The sequence below is a fragment of the Thiomicrorhabdus sp. Milos-T2 genome (genome assembly GCF_000702325.1).
Classification (GTDB): Bacteria; Pseudomonadota; Gammaproteobacteria; order Thiomicrospirales; family Thiomicrospiraceae; genus Thiomicrorhabdus.
The window spans coordinates 1497329-1516128 of record NZ_KL370891.1; the positions used below are offsets into that span (position 1 = coordinate 1497329).

The window sequence follows — 18800 nt, forward strand, 5'->3', positions numbered from 1 at the left end:
TCTCATGCAAAGGTCTCTTAAAGAGAACTTTGCAATGAAATTTCCCTACTTGGTAAGGTCTTCTTCATCTTGAGTGTTTTTAATTTGAGACGCTGTTTTAATATGCATTTCATTAATTTCTTCACGTAGCATAGCTATCTCTGTACTCATATGGAGAACAATCCTTTCTACTTGGTCTTCATTTAAAGCTTGTTGTTCGGCTAAGCGTTTTTCAGTCAACTTCATATATGACAAAATATCACTCTCGACTTTACGCTGTTCAGAACCAATTAAAAAAGCAGATATATTGGCTGTAACCAAAGAGAAAAAAACCACGCCGAAGAGAATCAAAATCACGCCAAAAACTCTTCCCTCATCAGAAACAGGAACCACATCTCCGTACCCTACCGTGGTGATAGTGACTAGAGCATACCAAACACCATCCCAAACCTGGCGATCTTCTAAATAAGCAAATATCGCCCCTGATCCAATAATAATAAAAGCAAAAATCGAAAGAATTTGACCAAAACGATTACGCCCAAGAACAATAATAATATCTTTAAAGAAACCATTAAAGAAGCGTAAAAACAACACTAAACGTAATGAACGTACAGCGACAATCCAATCGTTGCCCCACTCAACGGCTGGAAAAGCAATTAACACAATTAAAACATTTAGCCAGTTCTCTTTTAAATAACGGATCTTTTTTTCAACATTAAAGAGATTAAAAACCAACTCAAGAAAAAAGACTAACCAAATAGCGTGAGTAATCCAGTCTGTCTTAACCACACCGTCATTGTAAAAAATAAGTAAACGTGCAAAAACGACCAAAAGAGCAAGCAAAACTAAAAATTCAAAAATACGTCCAATCTGTCGTGCTTTAAGTCGCTCAGAAGGATTAACGCCTGCTACGCCTAAAAAGGAATTTATTTTTTGTGTGTTAATAATCATTAAATCCAGCTTAAATTCAGTCTATTTTTTTAAACTTGTTGTTAATCTTCATTAATGGATAGATTCACTCTTAGCCAATTTAGGTAAGGCTTCACGTCCATTTAATGCTTGCCCCATCAACCAATTTTTTACCAGAGTCAGTTTATTAGCGAGAGGTAAAAGTGGTTTACGAATATAGGATTTTAATGCCATATCTTGTTTAAAAAACCAGTCAAAACCTTCCATTGAACGTTGCACTAATGCATTATCACCACGGCGCCAACGCTCATACTTTCTAAGCACTGAAAAACTTCCCCATGGTTTATTGAGTTGTTTTGCATTTAATATCGTTTCTACTAAAGCCGCCGCATCTAACAAGCCTAAATTCACGCCTTGTCCTGCTTGTGGATGTATAGTGTGTGCTGCATCACCCACTAATGCTAAATTAGGCTTTACATAATGTTCAGCATGTCTTCTTACCAGAGGAAAAGCCCCTCTTTCAGCCACTTCAACAACCTGCCCTAAACGGTAATCAGAAGCCTTAGCAATCTCTTTAGAAAATTCATCATCAGGCAAGTCTAAAGCCCATTGCATTTTATCGGAAGGTAAATACCACGCAATAGAGCTAACATTATTACCCATTGATAAATAAGCAAACGGCCCATTACTGGTGTAACGTTGCCAACAGGTGTCCTCATGAGGTAATTCAGTTTTAACGCAACCAACAACGGCACACTGTTCATAATCATGAGTATCTAAACCAATATTGGCCATTTGTCGTACTTTAGAGAAAGCACCATCGGCTCCCACCAGCAATTCCGTCTTAAATATTCCAATATTATCTACAGACAACCAGGCCTGGTTGTTTTTAAAGACAAGATTATCAATATTTACATCAATAAGCGTGGTGATATTTTCACAAGCAAGCACTTGCTCCCAGAGAGAAGCTTGAATAACATTATTCTCAACGATATAACCTAAATTATCTTCATGCATATCTTGAGCAGAAAAATGAACTTCTCCAGGTGTTACTTCATCCCAAACATGCATTGCTGTAAAAGGGTGAAAACGTCTGTTTTCAATACCTTGCCATGCCTTTAAGTTTTTAATAATTTTCTCAGAAGCTCGGCTTAGTGCGCTTACTCTGACTTGGTAAGCCGAGTTTTCTTGCCAATCTAAATCAACAGGTTGCTTTTCTAAAAGTAGAACTTTCATCCCCTGCTGACCTAAGCCCAAAGCCGTTGCAGAACCAACCATGCCGCCACCAACAACAATTACATCCCAAACATCATTCGTTAAATTAGAATTACTCATGCACGATTGCCTCGCATTGCAAATTTTGAAAATCGACGTTTAACACCTGGCATGGCTTGCATCGCCATTAAACCAAGACCTCGTAAATGACCTATCATTGGAGATGAGTGCTGAAAAATTTGAATCAAACTATCGGTTAAACCCATAACTTTTTGATGATCTGGTTTTCGTTTGTTAGCATAATTATTTAACCAGGCCTGGTCACCTAAATCATCGGTTGAATCAACACTATTTAAAAATTCTTCGATATCTCGTATACCTAAGTTTAATCCTTGCGCAGCCACAGGGTGTTGGGTATGCGAAGCATTACCCATTAGAACAGCTCGTCCTTTGGTCATTTGAGGAACATACGTCTCTTTTAACGGATAAACAATTCTTGGACTGACTTTAGTAAAACGCCCTAAACGTTCCCCCATCTTTTCCGCAAATAAATTAATGTAATCCGCATCATTTAAGGCCTTAATTGCCTCAACCTCTTCTTTAGAGCAAACCATCACGGCTTTATGAAAGTGGTCATGCATGGGCAATAATGCGACAGGACCGTCTTGAGTAAAACGCTCATAAGCCCATCCTTGGGGATGTTGTTCTGTTTCTATTTGAGCCAATACACCAAAAGCATCATAAGAATTTTCTTCAATCGGTAACTGCAATATTTCACGCACTTTAGACTGTGTGCCATCTGCACCAACCACTAATTGCGCTTTTATGGTTTGTATCTGTTTTAAACCATCCGAGTCTAATGAAACTTTGACTTCCACCCCAGACTCATTTTCCGTAAAGCTTTCTAGACTACCTGGGCATAATAAAGTCATGTTTTCTGATTCAGAGGCAATAGACCACAAAACCCGTCCTAAATCATTAGATTGAACACTAAAACCAAGCGCATCAACATCAACTTCTGTAGCGTGTAAGGTCGTAATGCCTAAATAGCCCTTTTGTGAAACATGAATATGCTCTATTGCTGTGGTATGGGGTTTTAGCTTTGACCAAACGCCTATTTTTTCTAATAAAACTTGAGAGCCTTTTGATAAGGCTAAAACCCGACCATCAAATGAATTCTTTACCTCATCGGGATTATCTGAGCTAGGTGCAAAACGTTCTGCGATAACAACCTTTTTGCCTAAACCAGATAGCCCAATTGCTAACATTAAACCAACCGGTCCTCCTCCAGCAATAAAGACATCACAACTCAGTTCATCAGAATTTAACGTTAAATCAGAATTAACCATTATTATAAATACTCTATCAAATACACATTTATAGAGGCCTTGTAAAGGACTCTTACCATTTATGCAAATAAAACTTAATTTTTAGCCATCCAAGCTTCAATCTCAGCGACCGTTCTTGGTAAACCTTTAGTTAACACTTCGTGACCTTTTGGAGTGACTAAGACATCATCTTCAATCCTAATTCCAATATTATGCCACTTAGCATCAACATCAGAATGCTCACTAGAAATATATAAACCCGGTTCTACAGTCAAGACCATTCCGGCTTTAAGTTCACGCCATTCACCCTGCTTTTTATAATCGCCCACATCATGCACATCCATACCTAACCAGTGACCCGTACCATGCATAAAAAAGGGTTTATAAGCTTCTCGCTTTATTAAGTCGTTCAGGCTACCTTTTAATATTCCCAACTCTACTAAACCTGCCGTTAAGACTTTTAATGTAGTTTGATGCACTTCATCATAAGTCACGCCAGGCTTAATAATTTGTATAGCCGATTGCTGAGCCTTTAATACTAAACTATATAAATTTGCTTGAGCTTCACAAAACTGTCCACTAGCAGGGAACGTTGTCGTAATATCACCAGCATAACCGTCAATTTCGGCTCCTGCATCAACCAACACCAATGCATTTTTATCAATTTTGCTACGGTTCTCTGTGTAGTGCAAAATACAAGCGTTATCTGCTGATGCCACTATTGAAGTAAATGCAACTCGTGGTGAACCTTGCTGCATAAACTCAGATTCCAATGCAGCCTGCACTTGATATTCATATTTGCTAGATTTAACCGCTTTCATTGCCGCTAAATGACCTTTTACAGAAGCCTGTGCTGCTTGGCGCATACGATTTACTTCTTCAGATGATTTAAACACTCTCATCTCATGCAAGATTTTATCTAAATCACAAATATTGGAAGGTGCAGCAATACCTTTACGTACTTTCTGTTTTAGCTGAGCAATCCAAGCATTAATAGATTCACTCCATTGAGTTAATTGAGAAAAACTTACAAAGATTGAATCCATATTCTCCAATAAAACTAACGCTTGCTCATCTAACTCGTCAATTGACCAGGCCTGGTCAATTTGCAAAGCTTTACACGCACTATCTACACCTAATCGTCTACCCTGCCAAGTTTCTTGTTCAGGATCTTTTGGACGTAAAAAGAGAACCGCTTGATTATCATCCGACCGTTTGATTAAAAACAAAACCGAATCGGGTTCAGTAAAACCCGTTAAATAGAAAAAATCACTTTCTGCACGAAATTCGAACTCCACATCTCGATTACGAATTTGTTCCTCTCCAGAAGCGACGACAGCGACGCTATTCTCTGGCATTTGGCTTAAAAGTTTATCTCGGTTTTTAGAATAGAAAGAATCCATTAAGTGTCCATTATTAGATAATATTATCAGATAGTATTAGGCTTTATAAAATGAGTAATTGATCAGTTTAATGCAATGTATCTGAATCAGGAACCGCATCCATAATAGGCGCAGCCTGAGAAGGGTTTAATTCTTCATTAATCGTCAAAATACCAATTCTCACAAATTCAACCAACTCCATAAAATCAGATTCTTCTATATCAGTTACTGATTCAGAGTCACTTAAACCTTCAATATCAATACGGGCAATTTGTCCCAAGTCATCAACAAGTTCCTGAACTTCTCTAGGAATCTCTCGCTCTGCATCATTTAGAGCACCAATTAAACCCAATCCATAAAGCACACCTTCACTTAACTGACCCAGCATGGCCGCTCTAAACACTAAAGATTCATTATCATCAGGAATGCACAAATTCAATTCAAACCCAGAACCATTCAAGCCCTTATTGGTCTCTTGAAAGACCTCATCTAAAACCTTTAAAAACGACTCTTTTACTGATTTAATTTGCGCTTCTTCAATTAACTTTTTTACCCAAACGGCTTCTTGAATATCATTATCACCACAGATTAATCCAATCAACATGCCTTGAATAAACGCGGGTGACTCTAATTCAGGAAAAGGCGCAATCGCCTCATTAACTTGTTCAAAATCCATTACAACTATCTCTTGTTAAACGTGTATGATTGGGGAATAATATCACAATAAAAGTAAATTACTTTCTAATCAAACTTAGCTATTGATTTAAGATAAATAATTCTTGATTAAGTTCAGTAACTTATAAAAACACTTACCGTCTAGGAGTACCATCGTGCTAACGCTAACCTTAATGAATCACACTTTTGAAATTCCTTGCGAAACTCATGAGCGTGAGAGATTAATTGAAGCTGCAACTCTTCTAGAAGATAAACTTGACCAACTTCCAGGTTTAAAGGGTGAAGGTAAAATACTAATGGTTGCACTAAACCTTTGCTTTGATTATTTACAATTAAAAGATGACACCACTCAATATAGCTTGCGATTAGAAGATCAACTGGATGGGGTTATTAATCAAGTAGCAAGTGAAGCCACCAAAAAAGCCTCATCCAATCAAGCTTAAATCCTAAAACACTAAGCATTACCACCTATCTATCATTGTTTTTTTATCCGCTTTATTAAAAATTTTAATGAAAAAAAGCCGCTCCGAGCATTTTATCATTCTGCCTTTTGTTATAATGAACATGCACAAGGTTACTAGGCATAAACCCCGTTCCGATAATTACAATATTGGGGTCAGATACTTGAAATGGTGCGCATCTCGTTAGCTTTGCTAACCCGAGAAGCCTAAATTTCTTGAGGAGACTGCCACCTGGACTCTCTCGGTCTAGGGCTTTTAGTCTAGTAGCTTGTGTTCTTTTAATTCATCAATGTTTCAATAATTGTAAAAACCTTAAAATTAATGAAACACCCAATATTATGCTCCCTAAATCATGAAACATCTAAAATCATGAAACCTTCTGAAATTCGCAAACATCTTCGAACGCAACGCAACAACCTTTCCCATTCAGAACAAACTCATCACGCTCAAAAAGCTTTTAACCACTTTGTTAACTTACTAAATACCGAAAAAGCCTTTCAAAAAAAACAAAACATCGCCCTGTTTTTATCCCAAGATGGCGAGCTCAGTACTCAAGAAGCGATTCAATACTTGTGGAACAATACGCAACACAATGTCTATCTTCCGGTTTTAGAAACCAAAGATGAATGGCACATGGCCTTTGCAAATTACACGCCTAAAAGTGAAATGATAAAAAATCAATTTGGTATTTTGGAGCCACACTTGACTCATAGTCAACATCAAAATGGTCAAGCTATGGATTGGGTTTTTATGCCTTTGGTGGGTTTTGACTTAAGGGGAAACAGGTTAGGAATGGGTGGAGGCTATTATGATAGAACATTTGCATTCAAGCTAGATCAACCCAACAATTCTACTCAACTAATCGGTTGGGCTCATCAATGCCAACAAACGGCAGAACTCCCACATGAAGAGTGGGATGTGCCATTAAATGGTGTGATTACTGAGCAAGGCTATCAGGCATTCTAAGATTCACAGAGACGCTTATCTTAGGAAGGCATCGATTAAACCTTGAAGAACTTAAAGCACTTAAAACTCTTAAAGCCCTGCTACAAGCTTTTCTGAGACTGGAATTTTTAACTTTTTACCCACATATAAAGAATTCGCATTCTTAATCCCATTCAACTTCTTAAGGGTTTGCGTGGTTACCGCATAGTTAGCGGCAATCTGCGAAAGTGTGTCACCTCTTTGCACTTTATACTGAACATACAAGGTTTCACCCCAACGCGTCTTTTTAGTATTCTGATCCACATACTTAGCTAAACCATCAACAATGGCACCAGCCATTTTCATTTGAAACTTTCGGCTCATTAAATTACGAGCTTCATGCGGGTTAGAAATAAAAGCGGTTTCAATTAACAATGAAGGCATATCAATTGATTTTAATACTGCAAAACCTGCGGATTGTACTGAATGCTTATGCATTTTTACTTTTTTCTGCATTTCACCTAATACGGTTTTAGCTAACTTACGACTCTCTTTAACGGTCGCTTCTCTTGATAAATCACTTAACGCAAAAGCGACATCGTCATCTAAACCATTTAAACTCACCTCATCTAAAGACGCATTTTCACTTTTTGCTAAAAGTTTCGCCATCGTACTACTAGCGCCACGCTCCGATAAAATATAAACCGAACCACCTCTTACTGAATGATCATTAAATGCATCGGCATGAATAGAGATAAATAAATCGGCATTTTTTTCTTTAGCAATTTTTACACGTTTTGACAGAGGGATAAAAACATCTTTATCACGAGTTAAAACAGCATGCATTCCTGGTTGACCATCAATTATCTTTTTTAACGACTTCGCCATACGCAATGTCGCATTTTTTTCATAAATTCGATTATGCCCAATCGCACCGGTATCTTTACCACCATGACCCGCATCGATCGCGACAATAAAATCATGTTTAACAGGAAAAGCCGAACTTTGTTTATTTAATAGGCTTTCGGTTGCCTTATTCGCCGTTGACGCTTTTTCAGTTTTAGCTTTACTCAGCTGAATAATGGGGGTTGCATTTTTAGATGGCTTAACAAGCGAGTGTTTAACCGTTTTTTTATTTTCAGCAAATTTTTGTTGCTTAAGCGATTGCTTAACTTCTGTTTTATGAGGTTTTATCACCTTTTTAACCACTTTAGTTTTTGAAGACTTAGCAATTAAAGGCGATTGGGGTTTTTCATTATGCTTTTCATGATGCTCTTGAACACTGTGATTAACCTTGGCGACATTGGTAGCTTTAGTGGCTTTGACCTTAACCGCTTGATTTTGTTTTTTAGCTAACTTCTCTTGAGAAACGACAGGTTTTTTCACCAAATCGTTAATTTTTCGAGATGGTTTAAGTTTTATAGCTTTATCTGTTAAATCAACAACTAAACGTTGTGTACCTTTTGAATTCAAAATAAAAGCTTTATAAACTGGCGTTTTATGTAAGTCTAAAACAACGCGAACACGCTTTTTATCATCCGAGACTCTAATTTTAAATAGACGCGGATCAGTGATATGTTTATTTTTAAATGAAAGACCGTTTTTAGTATTAGCAAAGTCAACAACTAATCTTGAAGGATTACTAAGTTCGATAACTTTGTAATCTTTATTTTGTTTTAAATCAAAAACAATTCTGGTTTTATCTTCTGTTTGACCAATGCGCATGCTTGATAGTTGACTACTAGCCACTACCGTTTCCATCCAAAGCAACATTAAGATGCCCAAACTAAAAGAAATTGTTTTTCGAGTTAAATCTAGCGATTTCATTAAGTTAGCCTTTTAAGATTTTACGGACGATGCCACGTATTACTTTAATTTAACTTTATGTTTTTTCCAAAAAGTTAAGCTATTCTTATCAAAAACCATGCCAAACAGGCATGCCATTTAACTGACAGCTGATACAAGTCTTTGCCATTAATACTAAGACGCCATACAACCATTGTTTTAAGATAATTTTTCAACTAAAGATTTACCTTTTTCAGAAACCGCATTCACTTTAACGGTCCGACCAATATCTTCATAAATAAATTCAAATTCGATATCAGCAGCCGGTAAAATTGGCTTCCCTTTTTGCGGCCATTCGACTAAAGCCACAAAATTTTCATTCAGCAAATCCCTTATAGCTAAATACTCTAACTCTTCTGGATCGCAAAGTCTATATAAATCAAGGTGATGTATCGTATTTGTAGAAAAATTGTAACTTTCAACTATAGTATAAGTTGGACTTTTCACTTTTTGACCCGGTAAAAAGTGCTGTACAAAGGCTCGAGAGAAGAATGATTTACCTGCCCCTAAATCCCCATACAAATAGAAAATTAAGCCTTTTTCAAAGCCATTCTCTTTAGCCACTATATTTGCCACCAGCCCTGCAAAATCAATACTTTCAGACTCATTTAGCAATTTTATTTCTGTCGTTAACTGAGACATATCTACCTTAAAATCTCTTACATTGTTATAAACGTTTTAACACAAAATCATGCGCGTATTTCGTAGTGTAAAACCCAAAATTTAATTTCATGAATTTATTAGCTTTAAATTCATAAAAAAGAACGCATTCTGGATAAAATTCAAAAAAAAGCAACTAAAACAACCTTTATTCAGTCTGTCTGTCTATAATTTTTAGTTATTTGATACACTATGTCACATGAATTCAGTATCTCACCCTTCTCATTCAATCCCTTCTTCAGCAACGTCAAAAACGGTGGCCGATTTAGCGACTCTAATTAAAATCTGGGGTAAAGAACTCGGGTTTGCCGACATTGGTATTTCAGATACAGATTTATCAGACTATGAAGCGCGCTATTTTAACTGGATAGGTGAAAATTTTCATGGCGAAATGGAGTATATGAAGCGCCATGGCACTAAACGCACTCGACCCAATGAACTAGAACCCGGTACAGTAAGTGTAATTAGTGTACGTTTAAACTATTTTGACAATGATGCTGAACTGGCAACCAAACAGCTCCATAATCCAGAAAAAGCTTATGTTTCACGTTATGCGTTGGGCAAAGACTATCACAAACTCATTCGTAAACGCTTGCAAGCACTGGCAAATAAAATCAATGAACATTGTGATAATTTTCAATACCGTGCCTTTACGGATAGCGCCCCGGTACTTGAACGCCCTCTTGCTGAAAAAGCGGGTTTAGGCTTTATTGGCAAAAATAGTTTAATAATTCACCCCCGTGCAGGTTCCTGGTTTTTTTTAGGTGAGATTTACACCAACCTTAATTTACCTGCCGACCCACCTTTTGAAAAACAAGGCTGTGGCCCTTGCACAGCGTGTATTGATGAGTGCCCAACCCAAGCGATTGTTGGCAACGCCATAGTCGATTCTCGTCGTTGTATTTCTTATTTAACCATTGAATTTCAAGGTTCTATTGCCAAAGAACTTAGACCTTTAATTGGCAATCGTATTTATGGCTGTGACGACTGTCAACTCGTTTGTCCTTGGAATAAATTTACCCAACCAACGGCTGAAACGGCCTTTAAAGATCAACAAAATTTAGATTCTGCTAGTTTGCTGGAGCTTTGGAGCTGGACAGAAGAGCAATTCTTAAAAAAACTAGAGGGCTCTACTATTCGTAGAATCGGTTACATTCAATGGAATCGTAATTTAGCCATCGCCATAGGCAATGCAAGAGCAAACACTCATTTGCTGAATCAAATGATTGAACAACTACAAAACAAAATGGGCACGCTAAATGACTTGGTAGACGAGCATATAGAGTGGGCAATTAATCAACTATCACAAAGAATTCATTCACAAAATACTGAAGTTACCAGGCCTGGTAGTTCTGAAATATCAAACATTAACCTTACTCAAGGGATTAAAGACAATCAAACGATTAAACCGTTTATTGTTAAGAAGTATTACCTTCCAAAAAAACAAACATTAAACGATAAAGATTAACTAATTCAGAATTGGCAATATAGAGTTACCAGATACCGTGTTTGATTTTCATAGTCAAGCACCAATCTTATATTCTGGATCAAAGGGTTTACCACTCTTCAGAATAGCATAAACCAGATGAATTAATTTGCGCATTACCGCGGCAACTATCTTCTTACCTGCAACCCCTCTTTTTCTCAGATTGTCTGCAAAGGATTTTAAGACAGGGTTGTATGCAATACTATTTACCGCAGGCATGTAGAGACACTTCCTTAAATTCGCATTGCCCATTTTGGAAAGCGATGAGCGATTTAAACTACTACCCGATTGCTGTATTTGTGGAACAAGACCAGAGTAACAGGCTAAGGCCTTTGCATTATCAAAACGATAAATGTCTTTGATATGAGTGATGAGTTCAATCGCTGTTTTTTCACCCAGTCCTTTAATGGACTTTAATAATGCCATCTGCTTAGCCAATTCAACATCCTGTTGAACGCAGCCTTTCATTTGGGATTGAATCTTTTCAATCTGCTTTTCTAACTGTTTAATCTGAGCTATTTGAATTTTCTGTACTTCAATTTCTGTCGAACTTTGCATTTGGTTTTTAATGCGGGTTTTTGTTTGAATTAACAAGGATTGAAGTGCTGAGAACTCTTGTAGCTTAGCGATAATCGGACTGTCAGGCTGCCAAGGTTTGAGTTTGTGTACTTCACAAAAATCTGCGATGAGCTTAGCATCTTCACTGTCGGTTTTAACACGCTTTAGTTTGGATTGTGCATGATGTTTGATTTTAAATGGGTTGATCACATACACAGGGTATTCTTGTTCGTAAAGATGCAATGCGAGGCCTAAATAGTATTTCCCGGTGGCTTCCATCGCGATGTGTGGAGAATCAAAAAGGCTCATCCATTTGATAAACTTTTTAAACCCCGCTGGGGTGTTATTAAAAGTGACACTTTGCTTTTGAGTTGAAACCGCTACGTCAAAGGTGTCTTTGCTGATGTCTATGCCGATGTATATTTTCATGTTCGAAATACCTATTTTATGCTAGGATTTAATTTCGTTTAGTAAGTTCACACTATGGCTATACTAACCTTATGAATACAGGCTAGGAGTCTTGTCCTGCCTAAGATACCGTTCAGTTTATAGTGTGTGGGGATAAAGGTCTTAATCTGATAACCTGGATCACTCTGGGTGTCATTGGCCTGGTAGCAAGATCTCTTTATCCCTTTACTAAGCGTCCTTAATAAATTCTCCACTTCTGGAGAACACTTTCAACATATAAGGCCTGGTAACTCTATGAAAGAATATTGAACGAGGTGATATCCCCCAGCTAATACCCCCCTACAAACGATCAAAAATAGAACCTTCTGTTGGGGTAAAGAGTTTAGCGTAGAGTCTGGATGCATAGGTATTAGTCATGCCTGCAATGTAATCAGAAATAACTCGTTGTTGGGCTTGTTCATTTTCCGCTTTTAAATATTTTTCATAAGAGCCAGACGGTAACAAGGCCTTTGGGTTTGCTCGTAAAGATTTAAATAACTCTAGAACAATTAACTGCCCTTTATACTCCATCTGTTTTACTTCAGGAATGGTAATGACATTTTTAAAAACAAAACGTTTCAACAATTCTAAAACGGCGGCTTCTCCCTCTCTTAAAGTGGCTTGATAACGTAATAAGGGGTGTTCAAAATCATCATTTTCATCCATATAAATAGACTCAACCATAATCCCTACCATTTTACTGACAGCATGCTTTCGCCCTTTGGATGAATCACTAAAGAGTTTATTTGTCATGTCATCATCCCACAACGCATATTGCTTAAAGATAGGATTATCCATAACCTCTGTTTGCCACAAATCACGAGCTACCATTTTCATGGCTAGCGCATCTTCTAAATCGTGAATTCCATAGGCAATATCATCAGCCAGTTCCATAATTGTGGTATCTAAGGCTTTGTACTGCGTTTGACGATGGCAACCTTTACAATCGGTTAATTGAGTAAAGCGTAACTTATCTTCTACTGAAAATGGCGCTAGCACCCAATCAAATAACGCTTTTTCTTCAAGATATAAACTCTTAGGTGGTGACCAACGATTCATTTGTAGGGTTCTAAAATCGTCTACTTGTGGTTCTTGTAGCTGTGCTAAATAGGTTGTATTGGCGGCAATAACATCATTATAAATGGCAGGATATTTCATCACGCCTAAAGCCGTTCTTCGTGATAAATCCAAACCATTTTTAGGAGTATATTCTCCCAATTTAGCTAGAATTCTTAAGGTCTGTGCATTACCCTCAAAGCCACCATAGTGTCGCATCATGTAATTAAGCGCCACTTCACCACCATGACCAAATGGTGGATGCCCTAAATCATGGGCTAAACAAATGGCTTCAATCAAATAAAATGACGGCAACCATTCCATATAGGCCGCATCGTCTCCATTTTCATCCATACCAATGGTAATTAACTGTTCAACTAAGCCTGACCCAATTTGAGCCACCTCCATAGAATGAGTTAAGCGCGTTCTATAAAAGTCTGATTCACTTAAACCAAAGATTTGAGTTTTGGCCTGTAAACGTCTGAATGAAGCGGCATGAATAACACGAGCTCGATCTCGCTGATAAACAATACGTGCAGGTCTTGAAGGTAACGATTGTAAATAATCCGAGTAACGTTGTGTCCACTGTTGCGTTTCGATGGAATCCATAACTTCTCTTTTGATAAGATAATTTGAGACCTTTGCACGAGAGTATGCACGTGTAAAAATGGTTCTAGGTGCCCCTTGAGGGTAAAAATTCACCTGCTTTTTGTTGTACCCCAAGGGTACTTCCGTTGGGCGACAACTTGCGAATAGCTAGCTATTCCCTACGTTTTCCGTCGCAAACGAAGAACTCGACGCCCGAAGGGGTAAGTCGAGAATCAGGCAAATTTTTTACCCTCAAGGGGGTACTCACGCCTATTTTTCTTTCGCACCTATCTCGTGCAAAGGTCTCAATTTGAAATTAATTCTATGAGATCTTTGACCTAGTCGGCGATGTAAGAAAAAAGTAAAAGAATTCTTTAGACTGAAGATAGAGAATTATCGCCTTTTTTAACCATTCATCAACTCTTGAAAAGGTCTCTTCTATGATACTCAAAAACAACTACTTTTTTTACTTAGTTAACAACCAATTTACCCTGCTAATCAGTTAACCAAAAAAATAAGCAAAGCATAAACTTTATCAGCACTTCCCAAATAGACCTTTTTTAATTTTAGCGTTATGCTTGCTTAGAGAATTTTATACTTTGAGACCTTTGCACGAGATAGGTGCGAAAGAAAAATGAGGTAAAATTTGCCTGATTGCGGCGGAAAACGCAGGGAATAGCTAGCTATTCGCAAGTTTTTCAACAAAAATCAGGTGAATTTTAACCATTTTTACTCGTACATACTCTCATGCAAAGGTCTCACACTACTTAAAATGAGAGGATTGGACATGGCTTTTTACTCACGCAAATCAAACATTTCTGTTTTTTCATCAATTTCGGCATTAGGTTTTCTTGTTGCAACCTTATCTATGGGGTTTCTTTTAACAGGCTGTGAAAAATCAGCAGAAGAAAAGTGTATAGATCAACAAAGTGGCCTGTGGGACAACAAAACCAATAACAAAAATGCCAACAAAGCTTATTGGAATGCCGTTGCTAAGTGTAAAGAAAAATATTAGGCATTAATTTTAAAATTTTTTTATCTGAGACCTTTGCACGAGACAGGGGCACAAGAAAAACAAGATAGAATTCTTTAGATTTAGGCTAAAAAATACGCATAATAACCAGTTATTGGGCGGATTTTTTAGCTTGAAGATAGAGGATTATAGCTGTTTTTATGTGTTCATGGTCTCGTGCAAAGGTCTCTATCTGTATTAACCAAGAGTAAACTGCAATATGAAGTGGTTAAAAACCATAAGCTTTTCTATGCTTATTTTAGTGTTAATTATTGGTAGTTTATTTCTATTTGCACGTCTTTGGATAAATGATGCGTTTAAACAACACCAAATTTCTGATATACATTGGCAATTAGGTACTTGGGGGCTAAATCAGAGTAAAATTAATAGGCTAGAATTTACACTCCAGAATCGTTATAAAATCGAGTTAACTAACCTGGAAATAAGTTGGCTATTTACAAAAAAAATAAATGACAGTTCTAAGCAAGCAATCCGTATTGAAGAACAGAATCAGTATCAAAATCAAAATCTAAACCACTATATTGATGTCATCAATATTGAATCCGCGGTAATTCAAAACCTATCCCCTGCAAATATACAACCCTATTCATCCAATACATCCAATACAAAAACACTCAATCAAGCGATTGCCTCAGCAATTAAATTTGTAAAACTAAGTTCACAAGGCATAACACCTAAAGACGAGACTGAAAAGAGCCTCAATACGTTAATGAACGTTTTTCCCTATTTGCCAAATACAATCAACATAAATCACATTGAATATAGTCAACCCTGTCAATCCCCTTCTAGCCAAAACTGCAGTTTAAGTGGGACAGCCCATTGGAAAAACCAAATAAACGCTCAACAAGTGGTCAGTCACTTAACTTTTAATATACAAGACAAGAAACACCCCAACCTTAACTTTCATTCAAATACACAACTTTTAGCTGACCTAAAATCACAACAATTAATCCGTACTCAATTAGACAGTGCTATTTCTTTATTTAACAAACAAAATAACCAGCCACTTTTCTCTATTGATTGGAAAAATCAAACGTCTACTCAAACTAAAAATCATTTAAAAACTCAGCTTATTATTCAAAACCTACCAGGCCTGGTAAATAAAAAACAAAATGATTGGCAAACGCTTAATCAAATTAGCCAATACTGGATGGGGCAATCACTTCCAGTAGTTATTGCTCCTAATAACACTAAAGATAACACGAAAATTATCACCAAAGTTAACGCCAATATTAATCCAAAAGCGAATATCAATCTAAAAGCTGACATTGATTTAAACGCTATTAATTTAAACCCTATTGATTTAGGTGAGGCGAACCAAATAAATCAAGATCTACTATCTACCCTTTTACAAAACACGGAATTTAATCTTAATTTTTTTGCTCATAGCCAACGGCCTGTAACGGTAAAAAACCAGGTTATGATTAAAGGTAAAATTAATGGCGTGCTAAATGCCAAAAACGGCGTGATTAAGCAGTATGAATTAGAAAGTGACGGTAATCTTAGTTTTATTAAAAACTCGGATATCAATAGACAATTACAACAGTATGGCGTTGATTTAGATGACATAAATTATCATATAACAAGCCTTTCTGAAGAAGCTATTCCGTTAACGAAAGAGTTTATTTCTCAACTCCCTTTTGAGATAAGTTTAAAAAGTAAAACGTTAAAACAGCCTTTAAACCAAATTAAAAATTCTACCTTTAACCTAAATTTACTGGGCAAGATTGCATTAAATAAACATCCTTCCGTAGAAATTGCTAAGGGAGAATTATCCCTATTTTCTCCTAAGTTACAGTTAAACTCTGAAACTCAGCTCAAGCAGGCTAAAGCCCAATTAAAATTTAAAGGGGTAGCTAACCTAGCTAACCCAGATAAAAATAGCAACACCTGGAAACTCCAATCAAGCAATGGGTTCATACAAACCGAAATCAAAAAAACATCACAAAACCAATCAAAGAACAAACTAAATAACAAAGCATCGAATAATCAATTAACCATTAATAACGCAAAATTTAGCTGGAAAAACCTCACTATTCAACAAGACAACGCTAAATCACTTGCTTCTATTGCCGGAAAAATTCAATCTGTTGCCTTTACAGGCAATATTCAACACCCCATCGCGCAAGCTGAAAACTTTCAATTAAAACTTAAAAACTTACGCTTAGATCCTGTAATAAAAACGTTTACTGATACAAAATCAATAACGCAAACCAAACATCAGCTCAAAGCTCAATATCAATTTTCTACTCATCAAATTACTCAAGCCCATCTGCTCCCCCAGTCTTGGAAAGGCCAGGGGAATCTCAATGTAGATTTAAAACTTAATAACAAGACCATTAATTTAGGCAATCAAGTTCAATTAAAAGGGAGTATTTCAAATAAAGCAGGCCTGGTTGTTTTTCATAATGCCTTTTATACACCCACCCAAATTTATAGTGATTGGTTTATCCCTCCCATCTATTTTCTCGCTGGTAATAGCCCACAAAAAACCTTTGCTGACTGGCCTAAACTGGTCTCTATTGGAAGTGGCATCTTGCAAGCTAAAGGCTCGGTGCGCTATAAACAAGCAAAAATAGAAAATAGCGCCAATTGGATTAACCAGCTTGAAGTTAAGGGAAACCTATCAACAAAAGGCTTAAGTGGGATATTGAATGAAACAACCATTAACCAACTAACAAGCCAGCTAAAATTTGAACTATCCAAAAATCAATTAATCGCCAAGGTGCAAAAGTTATCTATTGAACAACTTAATCATGGCGTAATTGTTGGCCCAATCACATTTAAAGGCGATTATACAACCATAGCAAACCAGCCGATAAAAGGCGTCTTACATATTGACAATGCAAACACCGAATTATTTAAAGGCCAGGCCTGGTTAGATTCCCAAGAGATTAACTTAGCTAAACCGTTTACCAGTCAATTGCATCTAAAGAACATTGATATTCAAACCTTACTCAAACAATACCCCTCTGCAGACATTAAGGGAACCGGTACCATTTTGGGAAACTTGCCGTTTAGTGTTAATTTGCTAAAAAAACCTTTCATCACTTTACAAAAAGGGCTTTTACAAGCTAAATCACCCGGTGGATTAATTCAATACAAACCCACATCAAGCGGTTTGAAACAAACCCATCAAAGTATGCAGTTAATGATGAATGTCTTAGAAGATTTTCATTATGATTTGCTACAGAGCAAAATAACCTATAACGATAAAAATCAACTGGTATTAAAACTGAGTCTTCAAGGTAAAAACCCTGCGGTAGAATCTGGACGACAAGTTAATTTTAATATTCAATTAGAAGAGGATCTACCCGCGCTAATTACCAGTATGCAAATCAGCAATCAGGTGAGTGAAACCATAAAAAAACGTATTCAATCTAAACTTCAAAACACTCAACAATCAAATTGAGCAATAATGAATTAACAATGAATTAACGCTGAATTCATCCCTAATGTGATTCTAATCTCTTATAACTCTGCTAAACTTAAGCCAACATAACTCAAAAATGGAGACAACTCATGCTCTCATCCTTGCCCACAGGCTCTCTTCAGCAAAACCTTAAAGCCGCACCAAAACCTTTTGCTTTTGCATTGGTCATTGGAGCCCTTTTGAACATAACGGCTTGTACCCCATCGGTTCAGGTTGCTTTGCCAAACGAACCAATAAACATTAATTTAAATGTAAAAATTCAACACGAAATTCTCATTAAAATTGATAAACAATTAGACAATATGTTTAGCGAATCAAGCGGCTTATTTTAAGGAGTAATGACATGCATTTTTTAAAACCAATACACATTCTTTTAGTGACTTTACTGCTGTCATTTTCAAGCCCAACTTGGGCGATGAACTTGTCAACCGCCATGTCACAATTAAGCAGCGTTAAGCAGCAAGGCTTAGTAGGTGAACAACCAGATGGTTACCTTGGGGTTATCAAAAACCAAAATAACGCACAAAATGTAACACAATTAATTAACCAAGCTCGCAAACAACAATATAACAAGCTAGCTAAAACTCACAATATAAGTTTGTCAGAAATTGAAGCTTTAGCAGGCAAAAAAGCGATAGAAAAAACACCGAGTGGTTTATACATCAAAATAAATGGTAAATGGATGAAAAAGCCATAAAAACCTCTTGTTTTTTATGTCACCTTTATCTTTTAACAATTAAGATTTTTACGTATTTTAACCGCTAATTTATGAAAATTAGCGCCTAACATCTGTTAAGATTATTTATAATCTTTTTGTCTTA

16 protein-coding genes are annotated in these 18800 nt (G+C 36.7%); 7 read left to right on the top strand and 9 right to left on the bottom strand.

The genetic code is table 11. The features are described from left to right. Positions 1-45: 45 nt before the first annotated feature. The 5 genes from BS34_RS0106810 to BS34_RS0106830 all read right to left on the bottom strand — a co-directional run bounded on the left by BS34_RS0106810 (position 46) and on the right by BS34_RS0106830 (position 5489). Entirely contained in the window at positions 46-930 is an 885-nt protein-coding gene (locus BS34_RS0106810) for a potassium channel family protein (protein ID WP_084151581.1), read from the bottom strand. A gap of 51 nt (positions 931-981) precedes the next feature. Then, the gene (locus BS34_RS0106815; RefSeq protein ID WP_038126305.1) at positions 982-2223 is read right to left on the bottom strand and encodes a UbiH/UbiF/VisC/COQ6 family ubiquinone biosynthesis hydroxylase; all 1242 of its coding nucleotides are present in this window, start codon (positions 2221-2223) and stop codon (positions 982-984) included. Continuing rightward, positions 2220-3452: an FAD-dependent monooxygenase gene (locus BS34_RS0106820; protein WP_029407787.1), complete on the bottom strand. Its 1233-nt coding sequence runs from the start codon at positions 3450-3452 to the stop codon at positions 2220-2222. The genes BS34_RS0106815 and BS34_RS0106820 overlap by 4 nt, the downstream gene beginning before the upstream one ends. Positions 3453-3526: 74 nt before the next feature. Further along, positions 3527-4834 (bottom strand): aminopeptidase P N-terminal domain-containing protein, encoded by a 1308-nt coding sequence (locus BS34_RS0106825; RefSeq protein ID WP_029407788.1) that lies wholly within the window; start codon positions 4832-4834, stop codon positions 3527-3529. A gap of 67 nt (positions 4835-4901) precedes the next feature. Then, complete coding sequence (locus BS34_RS0106830; RefSeq protein ID WP_029407789.1) at positions 4902-5489, bottom strand: UPF0149 family protein; 588 nt, start codon at positions 5487-5489, stop codon at positions 4902-4904. A gap of 154 nt (positions 5490-5643) precedes the next feature. Between BS34_RS0106830 and BS34_RS0106835 the strand changes: the two genes are divergently transcribed. Both BS34_RS0106835 and BS34_RS0106840 read left to right on the top strand, forming a co-directional pair. Continuing rightward, on the top strand, positions 5644-5931 hold the full coding sequence (locus tag BS34_RS0106835) for a cell division protein ZapA (RefSeq protein WP_029407790.1): 288 nt from the start codon (positions 5644-5646) through the stop codon (positions 5929-5931). A gap of 387 nt (positions 5932-6318) precedes the next feature. Then, on the top strand, positions 6319-6915 hold the full coding sequence (locus tag BS34_RS0106840; protein ID WP_029407791.1) for a 5-formyltetrahydrofolate cyclo-ligase: 597 nt from the start codon (positions 6319-6321) through the stop codon (positions 6913-6915). A 69-nt stretch (positions 6916-6984) separates the two neighbouring features. Here BS34_RS0106840 and BS34_RS0106845 read toward each other — a convergent pair whose 3' ends face one another. Both BS34_RS0106845 and tsaE read right to left on the bottom strand, forming a co-directional pair. Beyond that, positions 6985-8700, bottom strand: coding sequence for an N-acetylmuramoyl-L-alanine amidase (locus BS34_RS0106845; RefSeq protein ID WP_029407792.1), 1716 nt, complete (start codon positions 8698-8700; stop codon positions 6985-6987). Between the two features lie 177 nt (positions 8701-8877). Continuing rightward, positions 8878-9360 (bottom strand): tRNA (adenosine(37)-N6)-threonylcarbamoyltransferase complex ATPase subunit type 1 TsaE, encoded by a 483-nt coding sequence (gene tsaE / locus BS34_RS0106850; RefSeq protein WP_029407793.1) that lies wholly within the window; start codon positions 9358-9360, stop codon positions 8878-8880. Positions 9361-9577: 217 nt separating this feature from the next. On the opposite strand from tsaE, the gene queG reads away from it, so the two are divergent. Then, complete coding sequence (queG, locus tag BS34_RS12270) at positions 9578-10846, top strand: tRNA epoxyqueuosine(34) reductase QueG (protein WP_029407794.1); 1269 nt, start codon at positions 9578-9580, stop codon at positions 10844-10846. Positions 10847-10900: 54 nt separating this feature from the next. Here the strand turns inward: queG and BS34_RS0106860 are convergent, their stop codons facing one another. Next, positions 10901-11851, bottom strand: coding sequence for an IS110 family RNA-guided transposase (locus BS34_RS0106860; protein WP_029407270.1), 951 nt, complete (start codon positions 11849-11851; stop codon positions 10901-10903). Positions 11852-12169: 318 nt separating this feature from the next. Continuing rightward, positions 12170-13534: an anti-phage deoxyguanosine triphosphatase gene (locus BS34_RS0106865; protein ID WP_029407795.1), complete on the bottom strand. Its 1365-nt coding sequence runs from the start codon at positions 13532-13534 to the stop codon at positions 12170-12172. A gap of 766 nt (positions 13535-14300) precedes the next feature. Here BS34_RS0106865 and BS34_RS0106870 point away from each other — a divergent pair. From BS34_RS0106870 to BS34_RS0106885, 4 genes are all read left to right on the top strand, one after another. After that, a complete protein-coding gene (locus tag BS34_RS0106870; protein ID WP_029407796.1) occupies positions 14301-14528 on the top strand; it encodes a hypothetical protein in 228 nt (75 codons plus the stop codon). A gap of 217 nt (positions 14529-14745) precedes the next feature. After that, complete coding sequence (locus BS34_RS0106875; protein WP_029407797.1) at positions 14746-17958, top strand: intermembrane phospholipid transport protein YdbH family protein; 3213 nt, start codon at positions 14746-14748, stop codon at positions 17956-17958. 110 nt (positions 17959-18068) lie between these two features. After that, positions 18069-18311: a YnbE family lipoprotein gene (locus BS34_RS0106880; protein ID WP_084151582.1), complete on the top strand. Its 243-nt coding sequence runs from the start codon at positions 18069-18071 to the stop codon at positions 18309-18311. A gap of 11 nt (positions 18312-18322) precedes the next feature. Then, positions 18323-18676, top strand: coding sequence for a YdbL family probable chaperone protein (locus BS34_RS0106885; RefSeq protein ID WP_029407799.1), 354 nt, complete (start codon positions 18323-18325; stop codon positions 18674-18676). The last annotated feature ends 124 nt before the right edge of the window (positions 18677-18800 follow it).

What these genes read in the sequence shown, in the direction of transcription:
- BS34_RS0106815 (WP_038126305.1), bottom strand. Translation starts at nt 2,223, where the DNA reads ATGAGTAATTCTAATTTAACGAATGATGTTTGGGATGTAATTGTTGTT.
- BS34_RS0106830 (WP_029407789.1), bottom strand. Translation starts at nt 5,489, where the DNA reads ATGGATTTTGAACAAGTTAATGAGGCGATTGCGCCTTTTCCTGAATTA.
- tsaE (WP_029407793.1), bottom strand. Translation starts at nt 9,360, where the DNA reads ATGTCTCAGTTAACGACAGAAATAAAATTGCTAAATGAGTCTGAAAGT.
- BS34_RS0106845 (WP_029407792.1), bottom strand. Translation starts at nt 8,700, where the DNA reads ATGAAATCGCTAGATTTAACTCGAAAAACAATTTCTTTTAGTTTGGGC.
- BS34_RS0106885 (WP_029407799.1), top strand. Translation starts at nt 18,323, where the DNA reads ATGCATTTTTTAAAACCAATACACATTCTTTTAGTGACTTTACTGCTG.
- BS34_RS0106840 (WP_029407791.1), top strand. Translation starts at nt 6,319, where the DNA reads ATGAAACCTTCTGAAATTCGCAAACATCTTCGAACGCAACGCAACAAC.
- BS34_RS0106820 (WP_029407787.1), bottom strand. Translation starts at nt 3,452, where the DNA reads ATGGTTAATTCTGATTTAACGTTAAATTCTGATGAACTGAGTTGTGAT.
- BS34_RS0106870 (WP_029407796.1), top strand. Translation starts at nt 14,301, where the DNA reads ATGGCTTTTTACTCACGCAAATCAAACATTTCTGTTTTTTCATCAATT.
- BS34_RS0106810 (WP_084151581.1), bottom strand. Translation starts at nt 930, where the DNA reads ATGATTATTAACACACAAAAAATAAATTCCTTTTTAGGCGTAGCAGGC.
- BS34_RS0106825 (WP_029407788.1), bottom strand. Translation starts at nt 4,834, where the DNA reads ATGGATTCTTTCTATTCTAAAAACCGAGATAAACTTTTAAGCCAAATG.
- BS34_RS0106880 (WP_084151582.1), top strand. Translation starts at nt 18,069, where the DNA reads ATGCTCTCATCCTTGCCCACAGGCTCTCTTCAGCAAAACCTTAAAGCC.
- queG (WP_029407794.1), top strand. Translation starts at nt 9,578, where the DNA reads ATGAATTCAGTATCTCACCCTTCTCATTCAATCCCTTCTTCAGCAACG.
- BS34_RS0106860 (WP_029407270.1), bottom strand. Translation starts at nt 11,851, where the DNA reads ATGAAAATATACATCGGCATAGACATCAGCAAAGACACCTTTGACGTA.
- BS34_RS0106865 (WP_029407795.1), bottom strand. Translation starts at nt 13,534, where the DNA reads ATGGATTCCATCGAAACGCAACAGTGGACACAACGTTACTCGGATTAT.
- BS34_RS0106875 (WP_029407797.1), top strand. Translation starts at nt 14,746, where the DNA reads ATGAAGTGGTTAAAAACCATAAGCTTTTCTATGCTTATTTTAGTGTTA.